The 22,652-nt window shown below is 55.7% G+C and carries 19 protein-coding genes; 6 read left to right on the top strand and 13 right to left on the bottom strand.

Annotation, left to right across the window (positions count from 1 at the left end):
* Positions 1-697 precede the first annotated feature (697 nt).
* Positions 698-2,137, top strand: a complete 1,440-nt coding sequence (locus IAE27_RS06205) for a sugar porter family MFS transporter (protein WP_004113687.1) — start codon at positions 698-700, stop codon at positions 2,135-2,137.
* The gene (locus IAE27_RS06200; protein ID WP_004103186.1) at positions 2,134-2,568 is read left to right on the top strand and encodes a PTS sugar transporter subunit IIA; all 435 of its coding nucleotides are present in this window, start codon (positions 2,134-2,136) and stop codon (positions 2,566-2,568) included. Before IAE27_RS06205 ends, IAE27_RS06200 begins: the two co-directional genes overlap by 4 nt.
* A gap of 96 nt (positions 2,569-2,664) precedes the next feature.
* Here the strand turns inward: IAE27_RS06200 and uraH are convergent, their stop codons facing one another.
* Positions 2,665-3,039, bottom strand: a complete 375-nt coding sequence (gene uraH, locus IAE27_RS06195) for a hydroxyisourate hydrolase (protein ID WP_029779342.1) — start codon at positions 3,037-3,039, stop codon at positions 2,665-2,667.
* Positions 3,040-3,288: 249 nt separating this feature from the next.
* Between uraH and IAE27_RS06190 the strand changes: the two genes are divergently transcribed.
* Entirely contained in the window at positions 3,289-3,816 is a 528-nt protein-coding gene (locus tag IAE27_RS06190) for a lipocalin family protein (RefSeq protein ID WP_023321204.1), read from the top strand.
* A 78-nt stretch (positions 3,817-3,894) separates the two neighbouring features.
* Here IAE27_RS06190 and IAE27_RS06185 read toward each other — a convergent pair whose 3' ends face one another.
* Together IAE27_RS06185 and pckA are read right to left on the bottom strand one after the other, a co-directional pair.
* Complete coding sequence (locus tag IAE27_RS06185) at positions 3,895-4,389, bottom strand: hypothetical protein (protein ID WP_004103192.1); 495 nt, start codon at positions 4,387-4,389, stop codon at positions 3,895-3,897.
* Between the two features lie 232 nt (positions 4,390-4,621).
* Complete coding sequence (gene pckA / locus IAE27_RS06180) at positions 4,622-6,262, bottom strand: phosphoenolpyruvate carboxykinase (ATP) (RefSeq protein ID WP_200092141.1); 1,641 nt, start codon at positions 6,260-6,262, stop codon at positions 4,622-4,624.
* A gap of 315 nt (positions 6,263-6,577) precedes the next feature.
* On the opposite strand from pckA, the gene IAE27_RS06175 reads away from it, so the two are divergent.
* Entirely contained in the window at positions 6,578-7,471 is an 894-nt protein-coding gene (locus IAE27_RS06175; RefSeq protein ID WP_004103196.1) for a LysR substrate-binding domain-containing protein, read from the top strand.
* 59 nt (positions 7,472-7,530) lie between these two features.
* Positions 7,531-8,217, top strand: a complete 687-nt coding sequence (locus IAE27_RS06170; RefSeq protein ID WP_004103197.1) for an RluA family pseudouridine synthase — start codon at positions 7,531-7,533, stop codon at positions 8,215-8,217.
* Between the two features lie 310 nt (positions 8,218-8,527).
* Here the strand turns inward: IAE27_RS06170 and IAE27_RS06165 are convergent, their stop codons facing one another.
* From IAE27_RS06165 to IAE27_RS06155, 3 genes are all read right to left on the bottom strand, one after another.
* A complete protein-coding gene (locus tag IAE27_RS06165) occupies positions 8,528-9,328 on the bottom strand; it encodes a phosphate/phosphite/phosphonate ABC transporter substrate-binding protein (protein WP_200092139.1) in 801 nt (266 codons plus the stop codon).
* Positions 9,321-10,304: a fatty acid desaturase gene (locus IAE27_RS06160; protein ID WP_016808865.1), complete on the bottom strand. Its 984-nt coding sequence runs from the start codon at positions 10,302-10,304 to the stop codon at positions 9,321-9,323. The genes IAE27_RS06165 and IAE27_RS06160 overlap by 8 nt, the downstream gene beginning before the upstream one ends.
* A gap of 105 nt (positions 10,305-10,409) precedes the next feature.
* Positions 10,410-11,549, bottom strand: coding sequence for a multidrug effflux MFS transporter (locus IAE27_RS06155; protein WP_200092137.1), 1,140 nt, complete (start codon positions 11,547-11,549; stop codon positions 10,410-10,412).
* A gap of 94 nt (positions 11,550-11,643) precedes the next feature.
* Here IAE27_RS06155 and IAE27_RS06150 point away from each other — a divergent pair, with 94 nt between their 5' ends.
* A complete protein-coding gene (locus IAE27_RS06150) occupies positions 11,644-12,411 on the top strand; it encodes an AraC family transcriptional regulator (protein ID WP_163529091.1) in 768 nt (255 codons plus the stop codon).
* Here the strand turns inward: IAE27_RS06150 and IAE27_RS06145 are convergent.
* The 7 genes from IAE27_RS06145 to IAE27_RS06115 form a co-directional block, all read right to left on the bottom strand.
* A complete protein-coding gene (locus IAE27_RS06145; RefSeq protein WP_070556925.1) occupies positions 12,396-13,148 on the bottom strand; it encodes a proteasome-type protease in 753 nt (250 codons plus the stop codon). The genes IAE27_RS06150 and IAE27_RS06145 overlap by 16 nt on opposite strands.
* Positions 13,149-13,164: 16 nt before the next feature.
* The gene (locus tag IAE27_RS06140) at positions 13,165-13,980 is read right to left on the bottom strand and encodes a transglutaminase family protein (protein WP_004103213.1); all 816 of its coding nucleotides are present in this window, start codon (positions 13,978-13,980) and stop codon (positions 13,165-13,167) included.
* Positions 13,977-14,906 (bottom strand): alpha-E domain-containing protein, encoded by a 930-nt coding sequence (locus IAE27_RS06135; protein ID WP_004103215.1) that lies wholly within the window; start codon positions 14,904-14,906, stop codon positions 13,977-13,979. The genes IAE27_RS06140 and IAE27_RS06135 overlap by 4 nt, the downstream gene beginning before the upstream one ends.
* Positions 14,900-16,339 carry a circularly permuted type 2 ATP-grasp protein gene (locus tag IAE27_RS06130; RefSeq protein WP_163529089.1) on the bottom strand — a complete coding sequence of 480 codons (1,440 nt, stop codon included), beginning with the start codon at positions 16,337-16,339 and terminating at the stop codon, positions 14,900-14,902. The genes IAE27_RS06135 and IAE27_RS06130 overlap by 7 nt, the downstream gene beginning before the upstream one ends.
* 274 nt (positions 16,340-16,613) lie before the next feature.
* Positions 16,614-19,394, bottom strand: a complete 2,781-nt coding sequence (locus IAE27_RS06125; RefSeq protein WP_016808868.1) for a beta-glucosidase — start codon at positions 19,392-19,394, stop codon at positions 16,614-16,616.
* Between the two features lie 83 nt (positions 19,395-19,477).
* A complete protein-coding gene (locus tag IAE27_RS06120; RefSeq protein ID WP_200092135.1) occupies positions 19,478-20,869 on the bottom strand; it encodes a carbohydrate porin in 1,392 nt (463 codons plus the stop codon).
* A 102-nt stretch (positions 20,870-20,971) separates the two neighbouring features.
* A complete protein-coding gene (locus tag IAE27_RS06115) occupies positions 20,972-22,330 on the bottom strand; it encodes a glycoside-pentoside-hexuronide (GPH):cation symporter (RefSeq protein ID WP_049593013.1) in 1,359 nt (452 codons plus the stop codon).
* Positions 22,331-22,652 lie beyond the last annotated feature (322 nt).

Genomic DNA, 22,652 nt, shown 5'->3' with positions numbered 1-22,652 from the left:
CGCCCCGGCAGCAGCTTTTTGCCATCAAATTTCGAATAAAAATTAAAATAATTTCAATAATGGAATTTAAGTTTCATAAAATATGCGGTGAAAAAATGTGATATATATCATAATTTTAACAATACATCGGCATACTGATAGCTACACCCCCCATTTGAAAGCTAAAAAATTACTCTATATATCAGATAATTATAAACAAAGCCCTGGTATAAACAAGGCTGCTACACTTGCCTCACAAAGCACGATCGAAACAAAACTTTCAAAATGTGATCTGTTTGCATTTTTATTTCACTTATTGCGTCAATAATAACGTCTCACTAAACGCACTCTGCCCGCCTTAATGGCGCAGCAGAAATCCTAACCCCCCGGAGGATGCAATGAAGGAAGTGAGATCAGGACTTGTCAGAACCGTTTATATTGGCCCACCCCTTTTCCACCCTCACGCTGCCGGGGACTTTCTGAACGTCGACCATCCCGGAGGACCCAGCCCCGCATCTACCGATGATTCATCATTAATCAAAAAGAAACCTCTTTGATCGGTTTTATTTAGCGCATAGCAATCGCGCTAAATAGTTGCACTAAGAACAAAAAATTATTTCATCCCGACCGTGCTTCGCCTGGCGCAAAGGCAGGCCATGACGGGGATGGGATGACACGTTTTTATCTCGTGCCGTTAATCAAAACAAAAGGTATAAAAATGTCTCTTATTATGAATCTGAACCTACAGCAGAGAAAACGACTACACCAGATAACCCTGGTTGCGACATTTGGCGGCCTGTTATTCGGTTATGACACCGGCGTTATTAATGGCGCATTTTCCTCTCTGAAACAATATATGGCTTTGACGCCGACCACTGAAGGTCTGGTCATGAGCGTATTGCTGATCGGCGCTGCGCTAGGCAGCGTGTTCGGGGGAAAATTTGCCGATTTCTTTGGCCGAAGAAAATACCTGCTTTTTTTATCCTTTATTTTTTTCATCGGCGCACTGATGTCCGCTCTGGCGCCAGATATCACCGTACTGCTTATTTCACGTTTCATCCTCGGCTATGCCGTCGGCGGCGCTTCGGTCACCGCCCCCACCTTTATATCTGAAGTCGCGCCAACGGAAATGCGCGGAAAACTCACTGGCTTAAATGAAGTCGCGATTGTCATCGGCCAGTTAGCCGCATTTGCCATCAACGCCATTATTGGCATCCTCTGGGGCCATCTGCCCGACGTCTGGCGCTATATGCTGATGGTACAGACCATTCCCGCTATCTGCCTGTTTATCGGCATGCTGCGTTCGCCGGAAAGCCCTCGCTGGCTCGTTAGCAAAAACCGCCATGAAGAAGCGCTGGAAATTTTAAAGCAAATCCGCCCGCTTGAACGCGCAACCAAAGAATTCAACGATATCACCACCTTAATTAAGGCCGAAGCCGATAAAAAGCTCCATTCGCAAAACGCCTTTATCACCATCCTTCAGACGCCATGGATTTTCAAACTCCTGCTGGTAGGGGTGATTTGGGCGGCGCTGCAGCAGACCACCGGGGTCAACGTCATCATGTACTATGGCACTGAGATCCTGAGCAGCGCCGGATTCTCCGAAAGAACCTCCCTCATCTGCAACGTACTCAATGGCGTGTTCTCCGTCGGCGGCATGTTATTTGGCGTTCTGTTCCTGGTCGATCGTTTTAAGCGTAAAACCATCATTATTTATGGTTTCGCGATCATGGCTACCCTGCACCTTATCATTGCCGGCGTAGACTACACCCTGGTCGGCGACATCAAAGCCACGGCCATCTGGCTGCTCGGCGCGATGTTCGTTGGCGTAATGCAGGGGACGATGGGCTTTATCACCTGGGTGGTGCTGGCGGAACTCTTTCCGCTCAAGTTCCGCGGACTGTCGATGGGCATATCGGTATTTTTCATGTGGGTGATGAACGCCATCGTCAGCTATCTGTTCCCATTATTGCAGGCCAAGCTCGGGTTAGGCCCGGTGTTCCTGATTTTTGCCGCGATTAACTACCTGGCGATTATTTTTGTCGTCACGGCGCTACCTGAAACATCAAATAAATCGCTGGAGCAGCTGGAAGAAGAGCTGTCGGCCAATAAATCTTCAGCACGACTCAATGCAGCAACAAAGGAAAGCGGATTATGATCGATAACATTACGCAAGATAATCTTCATCTGTCATGCCGGGCGAAAAATAAAGCGGAAGTGCTGGCGATGATTGGCGCTGACTTTAAGGCCAGGGGTTATGTCAGTGAAGATTGCGTGGCCTTTCTTGCTGAAAGAGAGCGCCAGGTCTCCACCTTTTTAGGTAACGGCATTACGCTGCCGCATCTGCCTAAATCAGCCACAAACATCATAGTTAAAACCGGCGTTGAGATTTATCAGTTCCCTGACGGCGTAATCTGGGACAGAAATAACGTCATGTTCATTGCCATTGGCGTGATTGCTAAAGAGAGTGAGCACATTGATGTGCTAAGAGAAGTCGCGTCAATCTTTAGCGATGAAGTTATCGCCAGAGCGCTGTCATTGATTGCCAATAAAGCGGACTTTTTAAGGATCCTCCAGCAAAACCAATAAGCACGGCGCGCTACCGAAAGTCGTCAGATAAAAGCCTGCTTGTAAGCAGGCTTTTGTTTATTATGGCGTGACGTAAAGCGTGTTTATCGCGAGCGATCAGCTACCTTTATAGGTGGAATAGCCATACTGGCTGAGCAGCAAAGGAATATGTAGCTTTTCATTGGTGCGCGTCACGGTAAAGAGAACCGGGATCTCCGGGAAAAATGAGGCCAGTTTCTGCTTATTGAAGTCATCGCCGGTTTTGAAGGTCACTTTGTAAATCCCCGGCTGCATATCCCCTTCTGCCGGATACAGCGATTTAATTCGGCCATCGTTGTCGGTTACGCCGCTTGCAAGCTCGGTCCATTTATTCGCCTGCTGTTTTTCCAGGGTCACCGTCACGCCCGAGGAAGGCAGCCCGGTTTGCTGATTGAGAATATGTACGCTGAGCGTCCCGGTGGGAGCACTAAACGCTGCGGGGATGAAAGACATAGCAGATAACAGAACCAGACCGGATAATTTTTTCACAATGTTTTCCTGTTGCGGATAATAACAATTAAACGTTAGCAGCTGGGCTGTGAAAATATATTCAATTTTTCGTGATAAACGCGGTTATGGAAACAAGCGCAGAATGCTATTCGTCCCGGGGGCGATAGATTTTTCTGAATATAACCTCAACGATCGGGAAAAGAATAAGCCTGCGCTATACTTCCTGTTCCTGCGTTCACAAAAGGACTTCACATGAAGATATGGCCTGTTCTGACTGGCGTTGCTATCGCATTAACCCTTGTCGCCTGTAAATCCCCCACGCCACCCAAAGGTGTCCAGCCCATAAGCGACTTTGACGCGAGTCGGTATCTGGGCAAATGGTATGAAGTTGCCCGCCTTGAAAATCGTTTCGAACGCGGCCTGGAGCAGGTCACCGCGACCTACGGTCAACGCAGCGATGGCGGCATTAGCGTAGTTAACCGTGGTTACGATCCGCAGAAACAAAAATGGAACGAGAGCGAGGGTAAAGCTTATTTCACCGGCGCTCCTGATACTGCGGCGCTGAAAGTCTCCTTTTTTGGCCCGTTTTACGGTGGCTATAACGTGATCGCGCTGGATAGCCAGTATCAATATGCACTGGTCAGCGGCCCCGATCGCGGCTATCTGTGGATCCTGTCGCGCACGCCGACCATCCCTGACTCCGTGAAGCAGGAGTATGTGAGCATTGCGCGGAAGTTGGGCTTCCCGGTCGATAAACTCGTCTGGGTGACCCACAGATAAAAGGCTGAATCCACATTATCTTCAGCGAACCAACGCGCTGAAGATAATGTTGGCATAAGGCTGGAGGGCGAAAAATAATCAGTGTGATGTCTGCTGGTTCGCATTGGCCGCATCTTCTGCGGTTTTAGCGGGAGCGATACTCTCTTTAATTTCTTTTGTTTTATTCGCCGCATCGTTGGCCAGATTATTGGCATCAACAATCGCGCTGTCTTTAATTTTGCCAGCTTCCTGCACGATTTGGTCGCTTTTCTGCCGGGCATCCTGCTTGACGGCATCAGCCTGGGCCTGGGCCTGCTGAGCAATTGCTTCCGCTTTTTTATCCGCCTCCGCCTTGATGCTGGAGGCCTGGCTGCTGAGATTGTTGGCCTCGTCCGCCGCCTGTTTTTTTATTGCATCAATGTGTTTATCAGCTTCATCCTTAATTGCGTCGGCTTTATCGGACGCCGCCTCTTTAATTTGTTGGGCGTTATCTTTTGCTTTATCCAGATTAGCATCAACCTTTGAGGAATCATCACAGCCGGCAAGAAATAAGCATACGGCAGAAGCGATTAGCGTTTTACTCCAGAGTTTCATAGTCATTCCTTTATTTATCGATATCAGCGTATCGAGGGATCATCGCAGCTGGGTTACCAGGATAATTCTCATAACAACAATGCCATGAGGTTATTTTGACCCAATCCTGAGCCCTGCATCCCTTTATTTATAATCGCTAAACAGGCAGAGTCAAGTTCCTGCGCCATTCACCCGGCGATGGCTAACGTAAAAAACCCGGGCGGCTGCCCGGGTTGGTCGCTGAAAAAATGCCTTAGGCCGTGACGGCTGATTTTGTCAGCGTCGGACCGGCTAACGCCAGGCGGGCACCGGCTTCGGTATCGCTATATTGCCTGAAGTTATCCATAAACAACTGCGCCAGACTTTCGGCCTTCTCCTGCCATTTGTCGGCGGAAGACCAGCCGCTACGCGGGTCAAGCAGCGCGCTATCCACGCCTGGCACGGTTTGCGGAATAGACAGACCGAACACCGGGACCGTCTCCTCGCGCAGCTCACCGGTAGTGCCGTTTAAGATCGCGCTGATGATATTGCGCGTATCGCGTAGTGAAAGGCGCTTGCCCTCTCCGTTCCAGCCGGTATTCACCAGCCAGGCCTCGGCGCCCGATGCCGCCATTTTCGCTGCCAGAACGCTGGCATACTGCGTCGGGTGCAGCAGCAGGAAGGCCGCGCCATAGCAGGCGGAGAAGGTTGGCGTTGGCTGAGTAATGCCGCGTTCGGTTCCGGCCAGCTTCGAGGTAAAACCCGACAGGAAATGATACTGCATCTGCTCGGTTGTCAGACGGGATACCGGCGGCAGCACGCCAAAAGCATCGGCGGCAAGAAAAATGACCTTCGACGGATGGCCCGCGCGCGATACCGGTTTCACGATGTTGTCAATATGCGACAGCGGATAAGAAACGCGGGTATTTTCAGTCTTACTGCCGTCGGCGTAATCCACGCTGCCATCGGCTCTGACCACCACGTTTTCCAGCAGCGCGTTACGACGAATCGCGCCGTAAATTTCCGGTTCGGCATGCGGGTCAAGATTAATGGTCTTGGCATAGCAGCCGCCTTCGAAGTTAAACACGCCTTCATCGTCCCAGCCGTGCTCGTCATCGCCGATCAGCTGACGCAGCGGGTCGGTGGAAAGCGTGGTTTTGCCGGTGCCTGACAGACCAAAGAAGAGCGCCACGTCTCCCGCTTCGCCGCGGTTAGCTGAACAGTGCATCGAGGCGATCCCCTGCTGCGGGAGCAGATAGTTCATCACCGAGAAGAGACCCTTCTTCATTTCGCCGCCGTACCAGGTGCCGCCGATCAGCTGAATTTTTTCGCTCAGGTTAAAGGCGACAAAGTTCTCGGAATTCAGCCCTTGTTCCTGCCATTTGTCGTTGGTGCAGCCCGCGCCGTTGAGGACGACGAAGTCCGGCGTAAATTCAGCCAGCTCTTCCGCGCTCGGCGCAATAAACATGTTTTTGACGAAGTGCGCCTGCCAGGCCACTTCGGTGACGAAGCGGACGCCCAGGCGCGTTGCCGGACTGGCGCCGCACCAGGCATCGACAACATACAATTTTTTGCCGCTCAGCTGTCCGGCAACCAGCGTCTTCAGGTCAGCCCAAATCTCCGTGGATAACGGCTTATTATCGTTGCGGCCAAGGCCGGAATCGGACCACCAGACGGCGTCACGCGTCAGCTCGTCTCTGACGATATATTTGTCGCGCGGAGAGCGTCCGGTAAAGATCCCGGTATCCACGGCAACGGCCCCGGACTCGGTCATGACGCCGCGCGCCGCGCCGGTGAGCTCTGCACTGGTTTCATGCGCAATCAGCAAGTCGTAATCGGGGTTATAAAACAGCTCGCTGCTTTCCTGAATTCCGAGCGCAAGAAGAGCGTCTTTTACTGATTCAATACGTGACATGGCACTCCTGACAAACTATTGGCTGGATAAGATGCTATTCGGTTATTTCAACCCGTTAGTTAAGCAGATGGATTTATTTTAATAAAAAAACCATCGTGCAATTAAATAACCAGGATGAACAGACCAGAGCCGGCGATTTAAAATCGTGCTCGTGTAGGGTTTCGCCTGTACTTTAGAAATATCGTTGGCACGTATACCTCATAAGCTAACTCTGCTAAAAATGTTAACACCTGTAGGTAAGTATGTTAATTGCATAGTTTCTATGCATTATGCTAAAATTGCATAGCATTTATTGCAGGAATGAGGAATGGATCGGTGCTGGCTAATCTTGAAGTAAAATGGCTTTACGATGTGATTGCCCTTGAGGAAGCCAGAAGCTTTACGCTCGCGGCCAAAAGCCGCAATATTTCGCAGTCCTCCTTCAGCCGCCGCATTCAGGCGCTCGAGTCTTCGCTGGGCTTCAGCATCTTCGACCGTTCGGCAAACCCGCTGCAGCTGACCAACCGCGGGAAGATTTTCGTTGGCTACGCACGAAATATGCTCGACGATATGGACTTCCAGATCAGCCGAATTAAAGGGCTGAACAACACCACGCAGAAAATAAGAATCGACGCCGCGCCGTCGCTTTCCGTTTTATTACTGCCAGAAATTATCGCCGGTTATACCGACCGGAAAAATAAAACTTTTCATGTTGAATCGATTAATGTCAACGATGCCGTATTTAATCTTAAAGAAGGCAAAAGTGATTTTATCCTGTCGTTTTATAATGAAGAGCTGATGAACTATCCGTTTATCAATCATAAAATTTTCGACTCAGCGCTGCACCTCGTTTCTCCCTGCGATAAGCACGGCAGACCGCTTTTTAATTTGCATCGCGGGGTGCTGCCGCTGATGAAATACGCCAACGACAGCTATATGGGGCGCCAGGTGAATCAGGTGATCGACCGCAAGCCGGAAATTACCTTCTCGCTGACCTTTGTCTCCTCAATGAGCGAGCTGTTAAAACGTATGATCCTCAACGGCGACGGCGTGGGCTGGCTGCCGCAATACTCTATCAAGCGCGAGCTCGAGGAAGGCCGCCTGACGATAATGGATGAGAGCCTGTCCTTGCCGATCGGCGCCTATATTTATCGCTCCGGTGCGCGGCTCAACCAGTCCGCCGAACGTTTCTGGCAGCATATTAAGGCCATGAGTACCGTCACCGCATAGCTCGCGTGAAGGCGAATAATACGCTATTATCCGCCTCCACTCTCTCTCCGTGCAGCCTGATGTCTACCGTTATCGATACCTTTATCGCCCCGCCGTGCCACGCTGAAATCGATATCCTCTACCAGGATGACCATCTGCTGCTGATCGATAAACCCTCAGGCCTGCTGAGCCTGTCGGGGAAAAATCCCCTGAATCTCGACTCGGTACATTATCGACTGGTACAACAGTTTCCCGGCTGCACGCTGGCGCACCGTCTTGATTTCGGCACCTCCGGGCTGATGGTGATTGCGCGCAACAAGGCCATCAACGCCGCGCTCTGCCAGCAGTTCAGCCAGCGTGCGGTGAGCAAAGTCTACAGCGCGCTGCTGTGCGGGCATCTGGCGGATGATGAAGGAACCGTTGACGCTCCGATAGCCAAAGATCCGGCGCTGTTTCCGCTGATGACGATTTGCCCGCGCCACGGCAAACCTGCCCGCTCCGGCTATCGGGTCGTGGAGCGCCTGCGCTATCAAGGTCAAGTGCCGGTAACGCGAGTCCAGCTGACGCCGGAAACCGGCCGCACCCATCAGTTGCGTATTCACTGCCAGCACCTTGGCCACCCTATTCTGGGCTGCGATCTGTACGGCGGCATGGCGCTTCCGGGAACAGAACAGGCACCGCGCCTGATGCTGCACGCCAGCGAACTGCATTTCGTGCATCCGGTTAGCGGAGAGAGGATCGACGCCGTCAGCCCGAGCGCGTTTTAACTCGCTTCGCTCGCCAGCCCGACGCTCCCCTACGCCAATTGACGTTAACGCCCGAATTCGACTCGCTGACCGCGCTGCGACTTGCTTCCCGGTGGCGCTGTGCTGACCGGGCTACAGGGGCACCGCCGCCTGCGGATCGGTAGCCCGGACAGGCGCAACGCGCCGCCTCCGGGGAAGGGGTGCTGCCTGATGCCTTGCTGCAGTTTTCTTCCCGGCTTGCGCTGCGCTTAGCCGGGCTACGGGTTCACAACCGCCTGCGATCGGGTAGCCCGGGCAAGGCGCTTGCGCCGCGGCCCGGGGAAATTGCCAACTATAGCCGCACAACGCCTCTGGCCGCGGCCTCTTCACGCCACGCCAGCAGCGGCTGATAGTCCGCGCGCCGCATATCGCTGTAGCCGCAGATAAACAGCGCTTCGCAAAGCGGCTGATAGCGTTCATCGCTCACCAGCTGCTGCAACGCCTCTCTGAGCAACTCCAGCGTCTCCACGGGCGTCGTCGCCGACGTAATCAGCGGTAGCCCCGGGGCCAGCGGGCTATGGGCAATCACCGTCAGCCCCGCCAGCGCCTCCGGCTGATGACGCTGCAGCAGCGCCCAGGTCACGCAATCAATGGCGGCAATATCCGCCGTCCCCTGCTGAACTTCACGCAGCGACTGGCGATGGCTGCCGCTAAACGCGACCGTTGAGAAGAAACGCCCATCGCGCGACAGCGGCGCGATCATTTTTAACAGCACGTTATAGCCGGACTGGGAATCCGGCGAATTGCACGCGACCCGACGCCCGCGAAAATCTGCCAGCACCTGACCACCGTCCGCTTTACGCGCCACCAGCAGGCTGCGGTAGTTCCGCCCTTCGCATCCGGGCGCCGAATAGTGAAAACAGCCGACCGTTTGCACGTTCGCCAACAGCGTCACCAGCGGATAACCGCAGGTCTGGCTCAACAGCAGCGCCGGATGGCGCCAGTGCGCCAGCAGATCCTCAGGTACCGTATATGACAGCCCATCCTCATCCACCACGCCGCGAGCCGCCAGCAGCTGCCGCACCGCCCACCAGAGCGCCTGAGTATCCTCGTCATTCACCGCGTACATCGGAAACGCCAGCCTTTCACTCATGCTCTTCATCCGCCTTACCCTGCTGGTTGAACCCGGGATGCGCATTCACCGTCACCGGTCTGGCAAAAAAATGCCGCAGCCATTCACCGTAGCCGCGCACCACAAACCCGGCGTTGCGCCGCTGATACTCCGCCTGATTATGCAGATAGATTTTTCGCAGCCCGTACCACGGTACGCCCGGCAAATCGTGATGCACTGAATGGTAGTTGAGATTGAGGAACAGCACCCGCCAGACCAGCCCCGCCTCGTTAATCACCGAACGGGCCAGCGGATCGTCCGCGGCGCGGTGCTCAAGAAAAGAGCGCACTTTGGTTAACGCCAGCGCAGGATAGCTGACAGCCAGCACGAAATAGAGCGGCGAAAAGTCAAGGTGATGCATCCACGCGAACAGCGCCGCCAGCAGCAGGCCGTGAACCAGCCACATCGCTAGCGTCTTCACCCGCCGAAGACGCAGCGCCGTCAGCGCGCAGCTGAGCGTCTGGGCAATATCCAGCAGCGGCGCTACCAGCAGCCTGCCGATAAACGTATTGCGCAGATGAATAAGACTGCGCTGCCAGGGGGCAAAATGCTGCCAGCTCTGCGGCGTAAAATAGTAGGATTCCGGATCGTCAACCGGCTGCGTCAGCAGATGATGATTATGGTGCGCCAGGTGCGAGTCGCGATACAGACCATAGGGGTACCAGACCGCCAGCGGCAGAGTCCCCAGCAGTTGATTAAACCACGGCCGCGAGGTGGGATGGCCGTGAATGAACTCGTGCTGCAGTGACATATACCAGGCGGTGAACCAGACCAGCAGCAGCGTGGCCGGGAACAGCCCCAGCGCGCGCCACCAGGCCAGCGAGGCAAACCAGCCGCCGTAGATCGCAAAAATCAATAGCCAGGTCGGCAGTTCGCTGCGCCACAGCCAGCTGCGGGACAACTGCTGAATCCGCTCGCGCTGCTGCGGATGCAAATAGGCCGATCTGCTTTTTGCCATTCCTGACGCTACCTTTTCGCGTTATCGTTTTGCTCCCCCGAAGATGTGAGATAACGCGTTAAATAACAAAGAAATTAAATCACTAAGCTTTGCCAGAAATCGGCCTTATGCGTCGTTGAGCGAGTGCATATAGCGCCACCCGGCGATGAGGCTTACCCCAGCGCACAGCAGCAGCGATGCGCCCAGCGATTGCCCCCATCCGACCGCCAGCAGACTGGCGCCTATCAGAAGATAATAAAACAAGCCGAAAATGGCGCCGGCGGTGCCCCGACAGTCGCCATAGGCGCTCAGCGCCGATCCCAGAACCAGCGGGATCGCCATCGCATACGCGAGGGTGACCAGCGCGACCGGCGCCACAAACCACAGCGATTCCCGCAGCACGTACACGGCGGCAGCGCCCGCCAGGTGGAGGATGCAGGCGATCGCGAGCATTTGCCCCAGCGGGACATTCTGACGCAGCAGACGGCGGTTAAGCAGCGCGCCGAACAGCGAACCCGCGGCAAGCGCCACGCCGCTGTAGCCAAAGGCCAGGGAATCGAGATCGAATCTGGCGAACAGAAAGGGAGCCAGACTGTAGTAGCTGAACAGGCTGATGTTAAATGCCGCCACCAGAATTGCCGCCAGAGCGATACGCCTGTCGCCCGCCATCCGCCTCAGCACGTCAAGAAACGACCCTCCCCTGAGGTTATGCGGGCGCGTTTCCGGCATCAACCACAGGCAGCCCAGCAGGAGCGCGGCGGCAAAAATCGCCAGCGCGCTGAATACGCCGCGCATACCCCAGATGGCGGTCAACCCGCCGCCGATATAGACCCCGATGGCCGGGCTCACCGCCAGCGCCAGGCCGATAAACGAAAAAATCCCCGCCAGCTGCCGCCCGCTATAGCAGTCCCGCAGAACCGTCTGCGTCACCACTGAGCCGGTTGCCGCGCCAGCGGCCGTGACGATCCGCGCCACCAGCAGCAGCGAAAAATCGCTGGCCCACAGCGCCAGCAGGCACCCCGCCGCGTAGACACCTAACCCCGCCAGCAGGGCCGGGCGCCGACCGTAGCGATCGCTGAATCCGCCCCACAACAGAACGCCGACGGCAAAACCGATAAAGTATACGGAGAGCGTTTGCGCCGCCTGCGCTGCGCTCACGGAAAACCGGGCGCTGATATCGGTCAGCGCCGGGCTATAAATCGTTTCCGCTATTTGCGGAAACATCAATAGCGCAGTAACCAGTACCAGCGCGGCACGTCCCAACATATCTACCTCCTGATAAACAAGAGGCGCTATTGTAGGTAAGCCGTTTATCGAACATTATAAACATAATGACTTTAAATATCGGAAATCAGACATTATGGCCTGGCTTGACGCTGATGCGGCATTCAATCCGGATGCGTTAACAAAAAGCCTGATTGGCGTGCAGTCGGCGCTGGGTAACCATGACTCCGGCAGCCACCAGCATAAGATGGCGCAGATCCTGTTTACCCGTCAGGGATGCGTACGTTTGACGCTCGACGATGGCGCGCTACTGTGCCTGCTTCCGCCGGGACGCGCCGCCTGGATCCCGGCCGGTATCAGCCATCGCGCGGAGATGAAAAATATTGTCGATTATCGTTCAGTCTGGTTTCAGCCGCAGCGTTACCCTCAATTGCCAACGCAGGCGGCGATACTCAACGTGGTGCCGCTGCTGCGCGAACTCTTAGAGCGTATCTGCGCCAGCCCCTGGGATACCGACTGGGAAGCCGAGCCGGCGCGGCATCTCGCGGCCCTGTGCCAGGCGGAAATTCGCGCCGCCGCCCAGGAGCCGATGATGCTGGCGCTGCCGCAGGATAAACGGCTGGCGCAGCTTTCCGGCGATGCGCTACCGCCGGCGCTTGGGACGCTCGCAGCCCGCTGCGGCGCCAGCGAAAAAACCATCAGCCGCCTGTTCCGCCGCGATACCGGTATGTCCTACCAGCAGTGGCGTCAGCAGTGGCGATTAATGAAGGCAGTTGAGATGCTGGCTACCGGGCAGCGGATTACCGATACCGCGATGGCGCTTGATTTCGCCAGCGATAGCGCCTTTATCTACTTTTTCCGCACCATGACCGGCATGACGCCGGGACGCTATTTCGCCCCCTGATCCTGGCCGCCCGGCGTGAACGGCGGCAGCTGCAGGAAGGTGCTTTGTAACCCCTCGGACCACGCTTTGCGAATGGTATTGAAATAGGGATCGCTTTCGGTGATCCGATGCTGCCCGGCGCTGCTCAGGCTACCGCTGCGGTAGAGCAGCGTGTCCAGCGGCAGTCCCACCGAAAGATTGCTGCGCAAGGTAGAGTCGATCGAGATCAGCGCGCAGCACATCGCCTGCTCAAGGGGGGTATCGATGGTCAGGACCCGGTCGATGATCGGCTTGCCGTATTTACTCTCGCCAATCTGGAAATAGGGCGTGTCGCGCGTGGCTTCAATAAAGTTGCCTTCCGGATAGATATGGAACAGCCGGTGCGTTTCCCCGGCAATCTGCCCGCCGAGCAGGAGGTTACAGTTGAAGTTGGTATTGCCGCAGTTCTGCTGATTGCTGGTGTCGCGTTGAATCACCTCCTGCAACGTTTTGCCGATCAGCATCGCCGCGTCGTATAACGAAGTCACCTGCATCAGATTCGGTTCCTGCTGGGTACGAATGCGGGCGCTGAGCAGGCTAATCACGCTCTGAGTCGTGGCCAGGTTACCCGCAGACTGCAGGACCATGACGCGTTCGCCATCCTGATGGAAAACGTGCAGTTTTTTAAACGTTGCAATATGGTCCACTCCCGCGTTGGTGCGGGAGTCTGAGGCAAACACCAGTCCATCTGACAAACACATGGCCACGCAATAGGTCATCGTTTCATTCCTGCGGTTATTGCTGCTGCGCCTGCTGTGAATGCTCGCGCACCTCAGCGTTAGTTAACAAAATTTCTCCGCCGCCGCCGAGGCGGGTACCGCGCACCGGACACGCATCAAGATAGTCCAGCCCGGTCGCCAGCCGCAAATGCTGATTCAGACGGCGGGTATTGTTCGTGATATCAAACGGCTGCCAGCGATCGTTCAGCCATACTTCGGCCCAGGCGTGCATAGCGACATGCTCGGCGTTATCGCTGTAGACATAGCCGCTGACGTAGCGCGCCGGGATCGCCAGCGCCCGGCAGCAGGCGAGAAACACATGGGTGTGATCCTGGCAAACCCCTTTCGATCGCGCGAACGCGTCGGCGGCCGAGTCCTGTACCTGCGTGGCGCCCGGCGAATAGGGCATTCTCAGCAGCAGCTCGGCCATTAACCGGTTCAGGCTCGCTTCCTGAGCCTCCGGCTGATACCAGCGCTGGGCAAATTCGCGGATCGGGCCGTCAGCGCGGGTAAGCGGGGTACAGCGCAAGAAAACCAGCGGCGACAGCAGCTCCTGCGGCTCCGCGCCAATCTCTTCCCCCTCTTCCACGATATCGACGATCCCGCTGGCGCGGATGGTAATCTCTTTATGCGGATTATCCAGCGTCAGCACGTGCAGCACGTTGCCCCACGCGTCGGTGGTGGCGACGGCGGAACCGTCCGGCAGGGTTAATGTCCAGGCGGTGATCTTCTGCCGACCGCTGCTGCGCGGCGTCAGGCGCAGGTACTGGGTTGAAAACTTCACTTCTTCATCGTAGCCGTAGCGGGTCAGGTGATCGATTACCAGTTTCATAACGCCTCCAGATAGGTTTGTCTGATGCTGTCGGAAAGCGCGTTAATCCGCGCCAGCAGTGCATTAAGGGTGACCTGCAAATCAGCCTGCGCCAGATCGTCGCGGGTGCTAAAACGCAGGTCGACGTTAAGCTGGTGCGCCAGGCGCAGCGGCAAGTGCGAACGATCGTTGGCAATCTGCTCCAGCTGCCCGACGAGGTCGGAAATGCTCGCTCGCAGCGATCTCGGCACATCGTTGCGCAGGATCAGCAGCTCCATCACCGTTTCGCGGCTGACCGGCTGGCGGTAGATGCTGTTATAGGCCTCGCGTGCGCTGACCGCGTTAAGCAGCGTATCCAGCCGGTAATACTCGCGGACCGGATCGGGATCGCTGTTTAACTGCTGATCCTTAATCAGCAGCAGCTGGGCGGTGGCGGATGCCCGTTCGATCAGCGTCCCGATACCGATAAAGCTCAGAGCGTCGTTACGCAGCAGCGTGCCGAGAATCGCCCCGCGAAACAGATGAACCCGCTCTTTTACCCACTCAAAGAAGGCGTCGTTGCCCAGCTCGCCGATCCCCTGCTGGCGCAGTTTTCGCAGCTCAATACGCGTGGCGTTGATGCTTTCCCACACTTCCGCCGACAGGCTGCCGCGCACCGCGTGGGCGTTGTTCCACGCCATCTCGACGCAGCTAAAAATGCTGTACGGGTTGTTGCCGTCGAGGGCGAAAAAATTAAGCAGGTTGCTCATGGTGAAACGCGCGTGCCGGGCCTGAAACAGCTCATGGGTCAGCGATAGATTTAGCGGCAAGGCTAAATCCCGCGACTGCTGGCTGTGGCGGGGGATCATCGACAGCTTCCAGGTCACGTCCAGCACCCGGGCATAGCTTTCCGCGCGCTCAAGATAGCGCGCCATCCAGAAGAGTTCACTCGCTGTGCGGCTTAACATGATTCGTCCTCCTCCATCACCCAGGTATCCTTGGTTCCGCCGCCCTGCGACGAGTTCACCACCAGCGAGCCTTCGGTTAGCGCCACCCGCGTCAGGCCGCCGGGAACCAGGCGGATCTCCTGACCGGAAAGGACAAAGGGCCGGAGATCGATATGGCGCGGCGCCAGCCCCTCTTCTATAAAGGTCGGGCAGGTTGACAGCGCCAGGGTGTCCTGGGCGATATAGTTGGCCGGGTTTGCCAGCAGACGCTGACGAAACGCATCGCGCTCCTCTTTGGTCGAGCGCGGACCGACCAGCATGCCGTAGCCGCCCGCGCCGTGAACCTCCTTCACGACCATCAGCTCAAGATGGCTCAGCACGTAGCTGAGATCTTCCGCTTTACGGCATTGCCAGGTGGGAATATTGCTGAGGATCGGTTGCTCGCCCAGATAGAAACGGATCATCTCCGGCACGAAGGGGTAGATCGATTTATCGTCGGCGACGCCGGTGCCGATGGCATTCGCCAGCACCACGCCTCCGGCGCGGTACACCGACAGCAGCCCCGGCACGCCCAGCATAGAGTCGGCGTGAAAGGCCAGCGGGTCGAGATACGCATCGTCGATCCGCCGGTATATAACGTCCACGCGCCGCGGCCCCTCGGTGGTGCGCATATACACCGCCCCGGTTTTAATAAACAGATCCGCGCTCTCCACCAGCTCAACGCCCATCTGCTGGGCCAGAAAGCTGTGTTCAAAATAGGCGCTGTTAAACCGCCCTGGGGTCATCACCACCACGCACGGGTCGTCCACAGGCGAGCTTTCGCGCAGCGTTTGCAGCAGATAGCTGGGGTAGCGTTCTACCGGCGCAATACGATGCTGTTCGAACATTTCGGGGTAGAGCCGCATCATCATTTTGCGGTTTTCCAGCATGTAGGATACGCCGGAGGGGGTGCGGAGATTATCCTCCAGCACGTAATACTGGCCGTCGCTGTTGCGCACCATATCAACCCCGGTGATATGGGCATAGGTGTTATTGGGTAAATTTATTCCCTGCATACAGGGCTGATACTGTTCATTCGCCAGCACCTGTTCGGCCGGGATCAGTCCCGCGCGCAGGATATTTTGATCGTGGTAAATATCGTAAAGAAAGGCGTTGAGCGCTTTCACCCGCTGGCGGATGCCGCGGTCGATTCGCTGCCACTCGCCGGCGGGGATAATGCGCGGCACGCTGTCGAAAGGGATCAGACGTTCGGTCCCCTCGTCTTCGCCGTAGACGTTAAAAGTGATGCCGATGCGGTGAAAGAGCAGCTCCGCCTGCTCTTTTTTCTGCCGGATAGAGAATTGATCGGTACTGCGAAACCATTGCCACCAGGCGTTATAGTGCTGACGCTGCTCTCCCTGTGCGGTAAGCATCTCATCATAATAATGCCCGTCAGGAAGCGTTATTTTTATCATGGTCGTCTCCTCCGGTTGTACTCACTTTGAGGTCATCCCCGGGAGAGATAAGCATTAATTATGCCAGGTAGCACAGCGCAGCGGCATAGCGTAACGCCGCGCTTATCTGAATAAAAAACAACCCGTTATTATGCTTGTTCAGGCCCTGCCGTCAGCCAGAATCGCACCAAATTGGGGCGTTCGCTTCCGCGTTAACGGGCGGGTCGATAGCCCGCATCCGTCGCCAGATAACGGCTCGCGAAGAGGCCGCACGCGACCTGAACGTCTGCCACGGTTAGTCGTTAACGCGCCTCAGCTCCAGCCACTCCACTACCAGACCCGGCTTGATAACGTCAAACCCCACGCGGTATTTCCCCGGCTGTAGCGCAACCCGACACAGCTTCTGCACCATTTCCCGGCCGAGCGTGCCGTGGGTGTGTATCGTTGCCACGAACTGGTCATTGAGCAGCAGATTGCCGGCGGTTTGCGCCAGCGGCGCACCGTCGGCGTACACGCTGACCAGCACATCGTAGACTGCCGCCTGTTCAACGCTCAGCACCAGGTCCTCGTCATAGCGCAAACGCGACTGCTCGGCGATTTTAATTGCCCCCTCGCAGCCGGCGGCGCAGGCCGGTTCTGCCGCCAGGTGAATCACATTCGCCCGGGGCGCCTCCCCACGCTTAAAGGCCTGAGTCTGCAGCATAAAATCGAGGATGTTTATCGCGCAGCGCTGAAGCTCCCCGAGCGTGAGTTCCCCTTTTGCCAGCGCCGCCAGGGTGTTATCACCGGCAGCGTTAACCTCCGCGCCGTTATTATTGACCACCATATAGAGATCGTTCTGCGCGCGGATCATCGCCGCGGTGTTGCGGGTGCTCGCCGCGCCGCCATCGATGGGATCGTTCATCGTTGCCCACCAGTCGGTCATGACGATCCCGCGAAAGCCCCACTCTTCGCGCAGTACGGTGGTGGTGAGATCGTAGCTGGAGGCCGCCTGGTAACCGTTGACCGGGTTGTAGGCGGTCATCACCGCGCTGGCGCCGGCGGATTTCACCGCGTACTCAAAGCCTTTCAGGTAGATTTCACGCAGCGCGCGCTCCGACACTACCGAGTCCGCTGTGGCTCTGGCGAACTCCTGATTATTACAGGCAAAGTGCTTAAGCGTCGCCACGCCGCCGCCGCTGCGAATGCCGCGCACCACCGCCGCCGCCATCATCCCGGTGATAAGCGGATCTTCGGAAAAATATTCAAAATTGCGCCCGTTGAGCGGATGGCGCTGGATGTTCATCCCCGGCCCCAGCAGCAGGTCGATACCGTTGCGCAGCAGCTCCTTGCCCTCCATCACGTATAAACGCTCCACGAGTATCGGGTCCCAGCTGGAGGCCAGCAGCGTACCGCTGGGCAGCAGAGTGGCCTTTGCACCGTTATCCATGCGAATACCGGAAGGCCCGTCGGCGGCACACGCCAGCGGAATGCCTTTTTCCAGCAGGCTGTCCGCCACTCCGCCAAAGGCCGACGCGACGCCGGGGGTGACTTTGTAGCTGCACATGCCCTCCCCGCGCACCAGACAGGCCAGCTCCTCCACCGACAGCTGAGCAACAAAAGCGTTCATCGTCGCGCGCCCTTCCGCAACGTCGCTGAGGGTAAGCCCCTGGTTGCCGGTGAGAGTGATGCTCTCTGGCAGGCGCTCCTCAATACGCGAGCGCAGGTTAATCTTCCGTCGCGGCACCTCTTCCCATTCGATCTGGTAGCGCCCATCGCCGCCATCGCCAGCGGGTCTAATGCGCACGAAAGGTACCGTTGGCGCCAGCACCTGCTGATGGCGGGAGAGGATCCGCAGAGTCTTCTGCGTGTACCCCGCCTCTCCGTCTACCGGCAAAGGTTGCAGATCGCGCACGCTGTTCCCGATCAATAAACGATACAGTCCGGGTTCCATCACGTAGCAATGGGGATGCCCGGTAGCCCCGCTATCGTCGAGGGAAGCAAAACGCTCCAGCGGGATCGATAACGTTAAGGTTTCGCTTTCACCCGGCTGCAGCAGGCGGGTTTTGGCGAAGGCCACCAGCGCCCTGGCCGGTTTCCCGAGCGCGCCCTGCGGCGCCTGAAGGTAAATCTGGACGACTTCTTTGCCCGCAAAACGCGCGCCGTCGTTGGTTACGGTGACGGTCGTCTGGATCTGGTCGTCAAAGGCTTCCGCTCGCGCCGATTGCAGGGTGAAGCGGGTATAGGAGAGACCAAACCCAAAAGGAAACTGCAAACGCTGGGGACAAAAGGTTTCAAAGTAGCGATAGCCGACGTAGATATCCTCCTGATAGAGGTTTTGCGCTTCTGCTCCCCAGCAGGGCGATGCCGGATGGTCATCCAGCGATTTGACGATGCTGCCCACCAGCTTGCCGGATGGCGTTACCTCACCATAGAGAAGCGAAGCAGCCGCCTGCGCCCCGTCGGCGCCGCCGTGCCACACGTACAGCAGCGCGCGAATGCGAGTACGCAGCAGCGGATCGTCGGCCCATGCGAGATCGATAAGCCCGGCGGTATTCAGCACGACCGCCACATCGTCAAACTCGCGGCAGACCTGATGTAGCAGCATCATTTCGTCGGCCGTGAGCCGGTATCCGCCTTCAACATCCGCGTTATCCTGATCTTCACCAGCGGTACGGCCAAGGACAATCACCGCCTGGGTCGAGACGGCGCGGGCCTGACGAATCTGCTCATCGCTCAGCGGCATCTCCTGCTGATACCAGGGCTCAGCCGCCCAGCCTCCGCCGCCGTTGTCAAAAGGATGCTGTTGCGTCCAGCTCTCGTAAAGCGCGGCCAGCTGCTCATTGAGCTTCCCCCCGCTGCGCGCGCGCATTGCCTGCAACAAGGTGGTTCGGCTCACCACGTTTACCGCCCCGCCCGAGCCGGTACCGCTACGATAGTAGTCAATTTGCGTACGGCCAAATAACGAAACCGGCTGCTGAGCGTCAAGCGGCAGCATGCCGCGATCGTTTCTCAGCAGCACCGCGCCCTCGGCAGCGGCGGCGGCGGCAAATTCGGCAAACCCTTCCAGCGGGGTCCCCGCTTTACTGTCATACATGGTGTTGTCCTGTTAACTCGAGCCTCCGCAGGAGGCGTAATGGCATATTGACCAGAGCCCGCGCAATGCGGGCTCGGCTTTGATCAGAAGAAATATTTGAAGCGAAGACGGCCGCCGTAGCGGGAGTCTTCATGTTTGTCGCCATCCGTTGGTTTCGCTTCAATCCACGAGGCGTAAGCGCCAAGATAGATATTGAAGTTCTTCATATCCATGACATTGGGGAACAGGTACGACGCGTGAATGGTGTGGATATCGTAGTCACCCACGTTGGAGATCCAGCAGCCATCGTCGCAGGTAGAGACATAATTAGCCGAGTTGAACTTGTCGATTTTGTTGTGGGCGTAGATATAACCCAGTTCAAAACGATGCCAGAGGGAGTTAATAGCTGCGGTGAAATCCTTCTCATCGGAGGCATCCATATAGGCCACGTTCAGGTTAGTGGTGACCCCATCTTCCGGATCGGTTTTTTGTCCATTCCATGACATCGTCAAGCCATAGCCGGTGCGGTCCGACTGGTCGATCCAACTGCCGCGATTGTCGTAATAACCGTAAGCATTCTTCACGACGTTCTTTTCCATCGCGACGGCGGTAGAGAAGCGACCGCTATTCCACGCAATCACCGGACGTAAATAGGCAACGTTTTTCTCATTTTCCAGGTTATTGCCGTGATAGCTGGAGTCCCGGAACAGCGTGCTGCCATTTTCCACCAGATTATTAAGTTCGAAATACCAGTTATCTATCGTTTTACTGAGCAGGAAGTTGCCACCGCTGCTGCTACGGCCGCGGCCCTCTTTCATCATGTAAATATAGCCGTAGCCATCGCTATAAAGGTCGTTAGCCGTGTTGCCGGAGTATTCGACAAACGTATCCTGATTCAGCGGGAACATATCGTAGGCTTCGAAACGACCAACTTTGACCTTCCAGTCATCTTCCCGGCCAAAGAAGAATACCGCATCATCAAGGTTCATCTTACCGGTCATATCGGCCAGCGGCTGGGCGGAGAAACCGGCGAAATTGCCGTTATCCATTTTGCGCATACCATCGAAGCCCAGCAGAATACGGCCGTTAATATCCCAACGTTCTTTAGTACCCGGCGCCCAGTTTTTATTCGAAGAGGTTTTTACCGACGTCAGGCTACCGCTACCGCTGGCACCGTCCATATTGAATTCCACATCGCCATAAAACTTCAGGTCGCCATAGCCAGAGAGCGCAAGCTTCGTGGGAGTCGCGCCGGGAGCGACGGGCTCCGCAGACTCGACCTTCACGGTTGGCGCATTTTTCGCCGCCACGTTCTGCTGCTGGGTTAGCGTCTGAATTTTCGCTTCCGCATCGGCGGCCCGCTGTTCAGCGTTAATTAAACGCTGTTCAAGCTGTGCTAACCGTTTTTCAATATCCACAGAGTTATTATTTTGGGCGGCCAGCAGACCGCCAGAAAATACGGCACTCATAACCAGAGCGATATATTTCACTTTCATTTTTAACATCCCTAATTATGTTATTGTATATGTCATCCCGGATACCACCAGGCTATCCGGAGGCAATAAATCAGATAGCCCTTGCACTTTTTTAGTGTTTAATCAGGATTCAGCAAAAGTTCCGTTTTTCAAATCATCAACGATGCCGTTCATTCTATTTTCAGTTAAGCCATAGAATTTAATAGAGACTGCGGTAAGAACATAAAAAACAGAAGGTACCAGCGTGAATAACAGCACCACCCCCTGTACGGCGGAAGCCGGCTGTACCGTGGTGTTAGCGGCGTAATGGTAATAGGCTAATATCCAGCCAAGGATCGCCCCACCGACGGCGACGCCCAGTTTTATCACAAAGATATTGGCCGCAACGTTCATACCGGTAATACGCCGCTGGGTTTTCCATTCGCCGTAGTTGTTCACATCGGTAATCATCGACCACTGCAGCGCGCCGTTACCGCCCTGAATAATGGAGATCAGAATATGGACCCCAAGCACCAGAAGCCAATATTGCACCGGTACAATAAAGCACACGACCCCCAGCGCAGCGGTCAACAGGTTAATCCAGAAAGAGAGTCTGACTTTACAAAAACGCGTACCGAACGGTTTTGCCAGCACCGAGCCCAGCATGGAGGCAAACATCCCACCAAGCATGAATACCGTAATCACGTCGGCGCCTTTGTGCAGCACGCTATTAACATAATAAACGACGGCGCCGCCGCGAATCACCACGGCGACCAGCATCATAAAATTGTAAACGGAAAGAATACGCCACTGATCGTTACGAAAGAGAATTTTCACGTCGCGGGCAATATTCAGATTTTCTTCTTTAATCGGCTGAACGCGCTCTTTAGTGGTCGCGAAACAGACGACAAACATCAGGCAGCCTATAACGCCAAATATCGCCATGGAGACCTGAATACCCGTCGCCCGATCGCCCGGATAAAGAAGATCAGCCAGCGGTAGAATAAACGCGGTACCGAGCGCCCCGCCGATCGGCGTGATAGCGAAACGCCAGGATTGCAGCGAGAGACTCTCGCGCGGATCGGAGGTCAGCGCCGCGCCCAGCGAGCAGTAAGGGATATTTATCGCGGTATACATCAGTGTCATGAATATATATGCCGCCACGGCGTAAACAATTTTTCCCGAGTCAGAGAAAGATGGAATGGAATAAACCAGCACGCAGCTCACCGCAAAGGGGACGCATATCGCCAGCAGCCAAGGACGAAAGCGCCCCCAGCGGGTTGAGGTGGCATCCGCAATCGCCCCCATAATCGGATCGGTAATCGCATCCAGCAGACGAACCAGCAAAAACATCGTCCCCATCACGGCGGGCGGTAGACCATAAATATCGGTATAGAAGTAGGCTAAGATGGCAACGGAGGAGTCAAATACAATATGGCTCGCTGCGTCCCCCAGGCTGTAACCTACTTTTTCTCTGACAGAAATTTTGTCGCCAGCAGACATACATCACTCCTTTACGAAAAAATGAAACCGGTTTCTGTAAAGTCTGCATTTTTTACTTTTCCCTCCTACAGATGCCATTATGTTTTTTTATTAATTATTTATGTTTTTTTATTTATGTGATCCTGTCAGCCTTCAATGGTATTAGAACCCGGTTTTTTGTTTGGCAGATCACATGTTTTAATACTTCGCTAACTTTTTTCAGGCGACAGGGATGAGCCGATAAAAATGCCATATAGGAATACCATGCCGCTTGTCTATTTATTTTTCTTATTCACGGATTATGTTTTTTATCAATTACCAGATATTCAGCGCCCCCCGAAGT

This window comes from Klebsiella sp. S69, assembly GCF_016516145.1.
Classification (GTDB): domain Bacteria; phylum Pseudomonadota; class Gammaproteobacteria; order Enterobacterales; family Enterobacteriaceae; genus Klebsiella; species Klebsiella oxytoca.
This window is presented reverse-complemented; position numbering and strand designations above follow the sequence as displayed.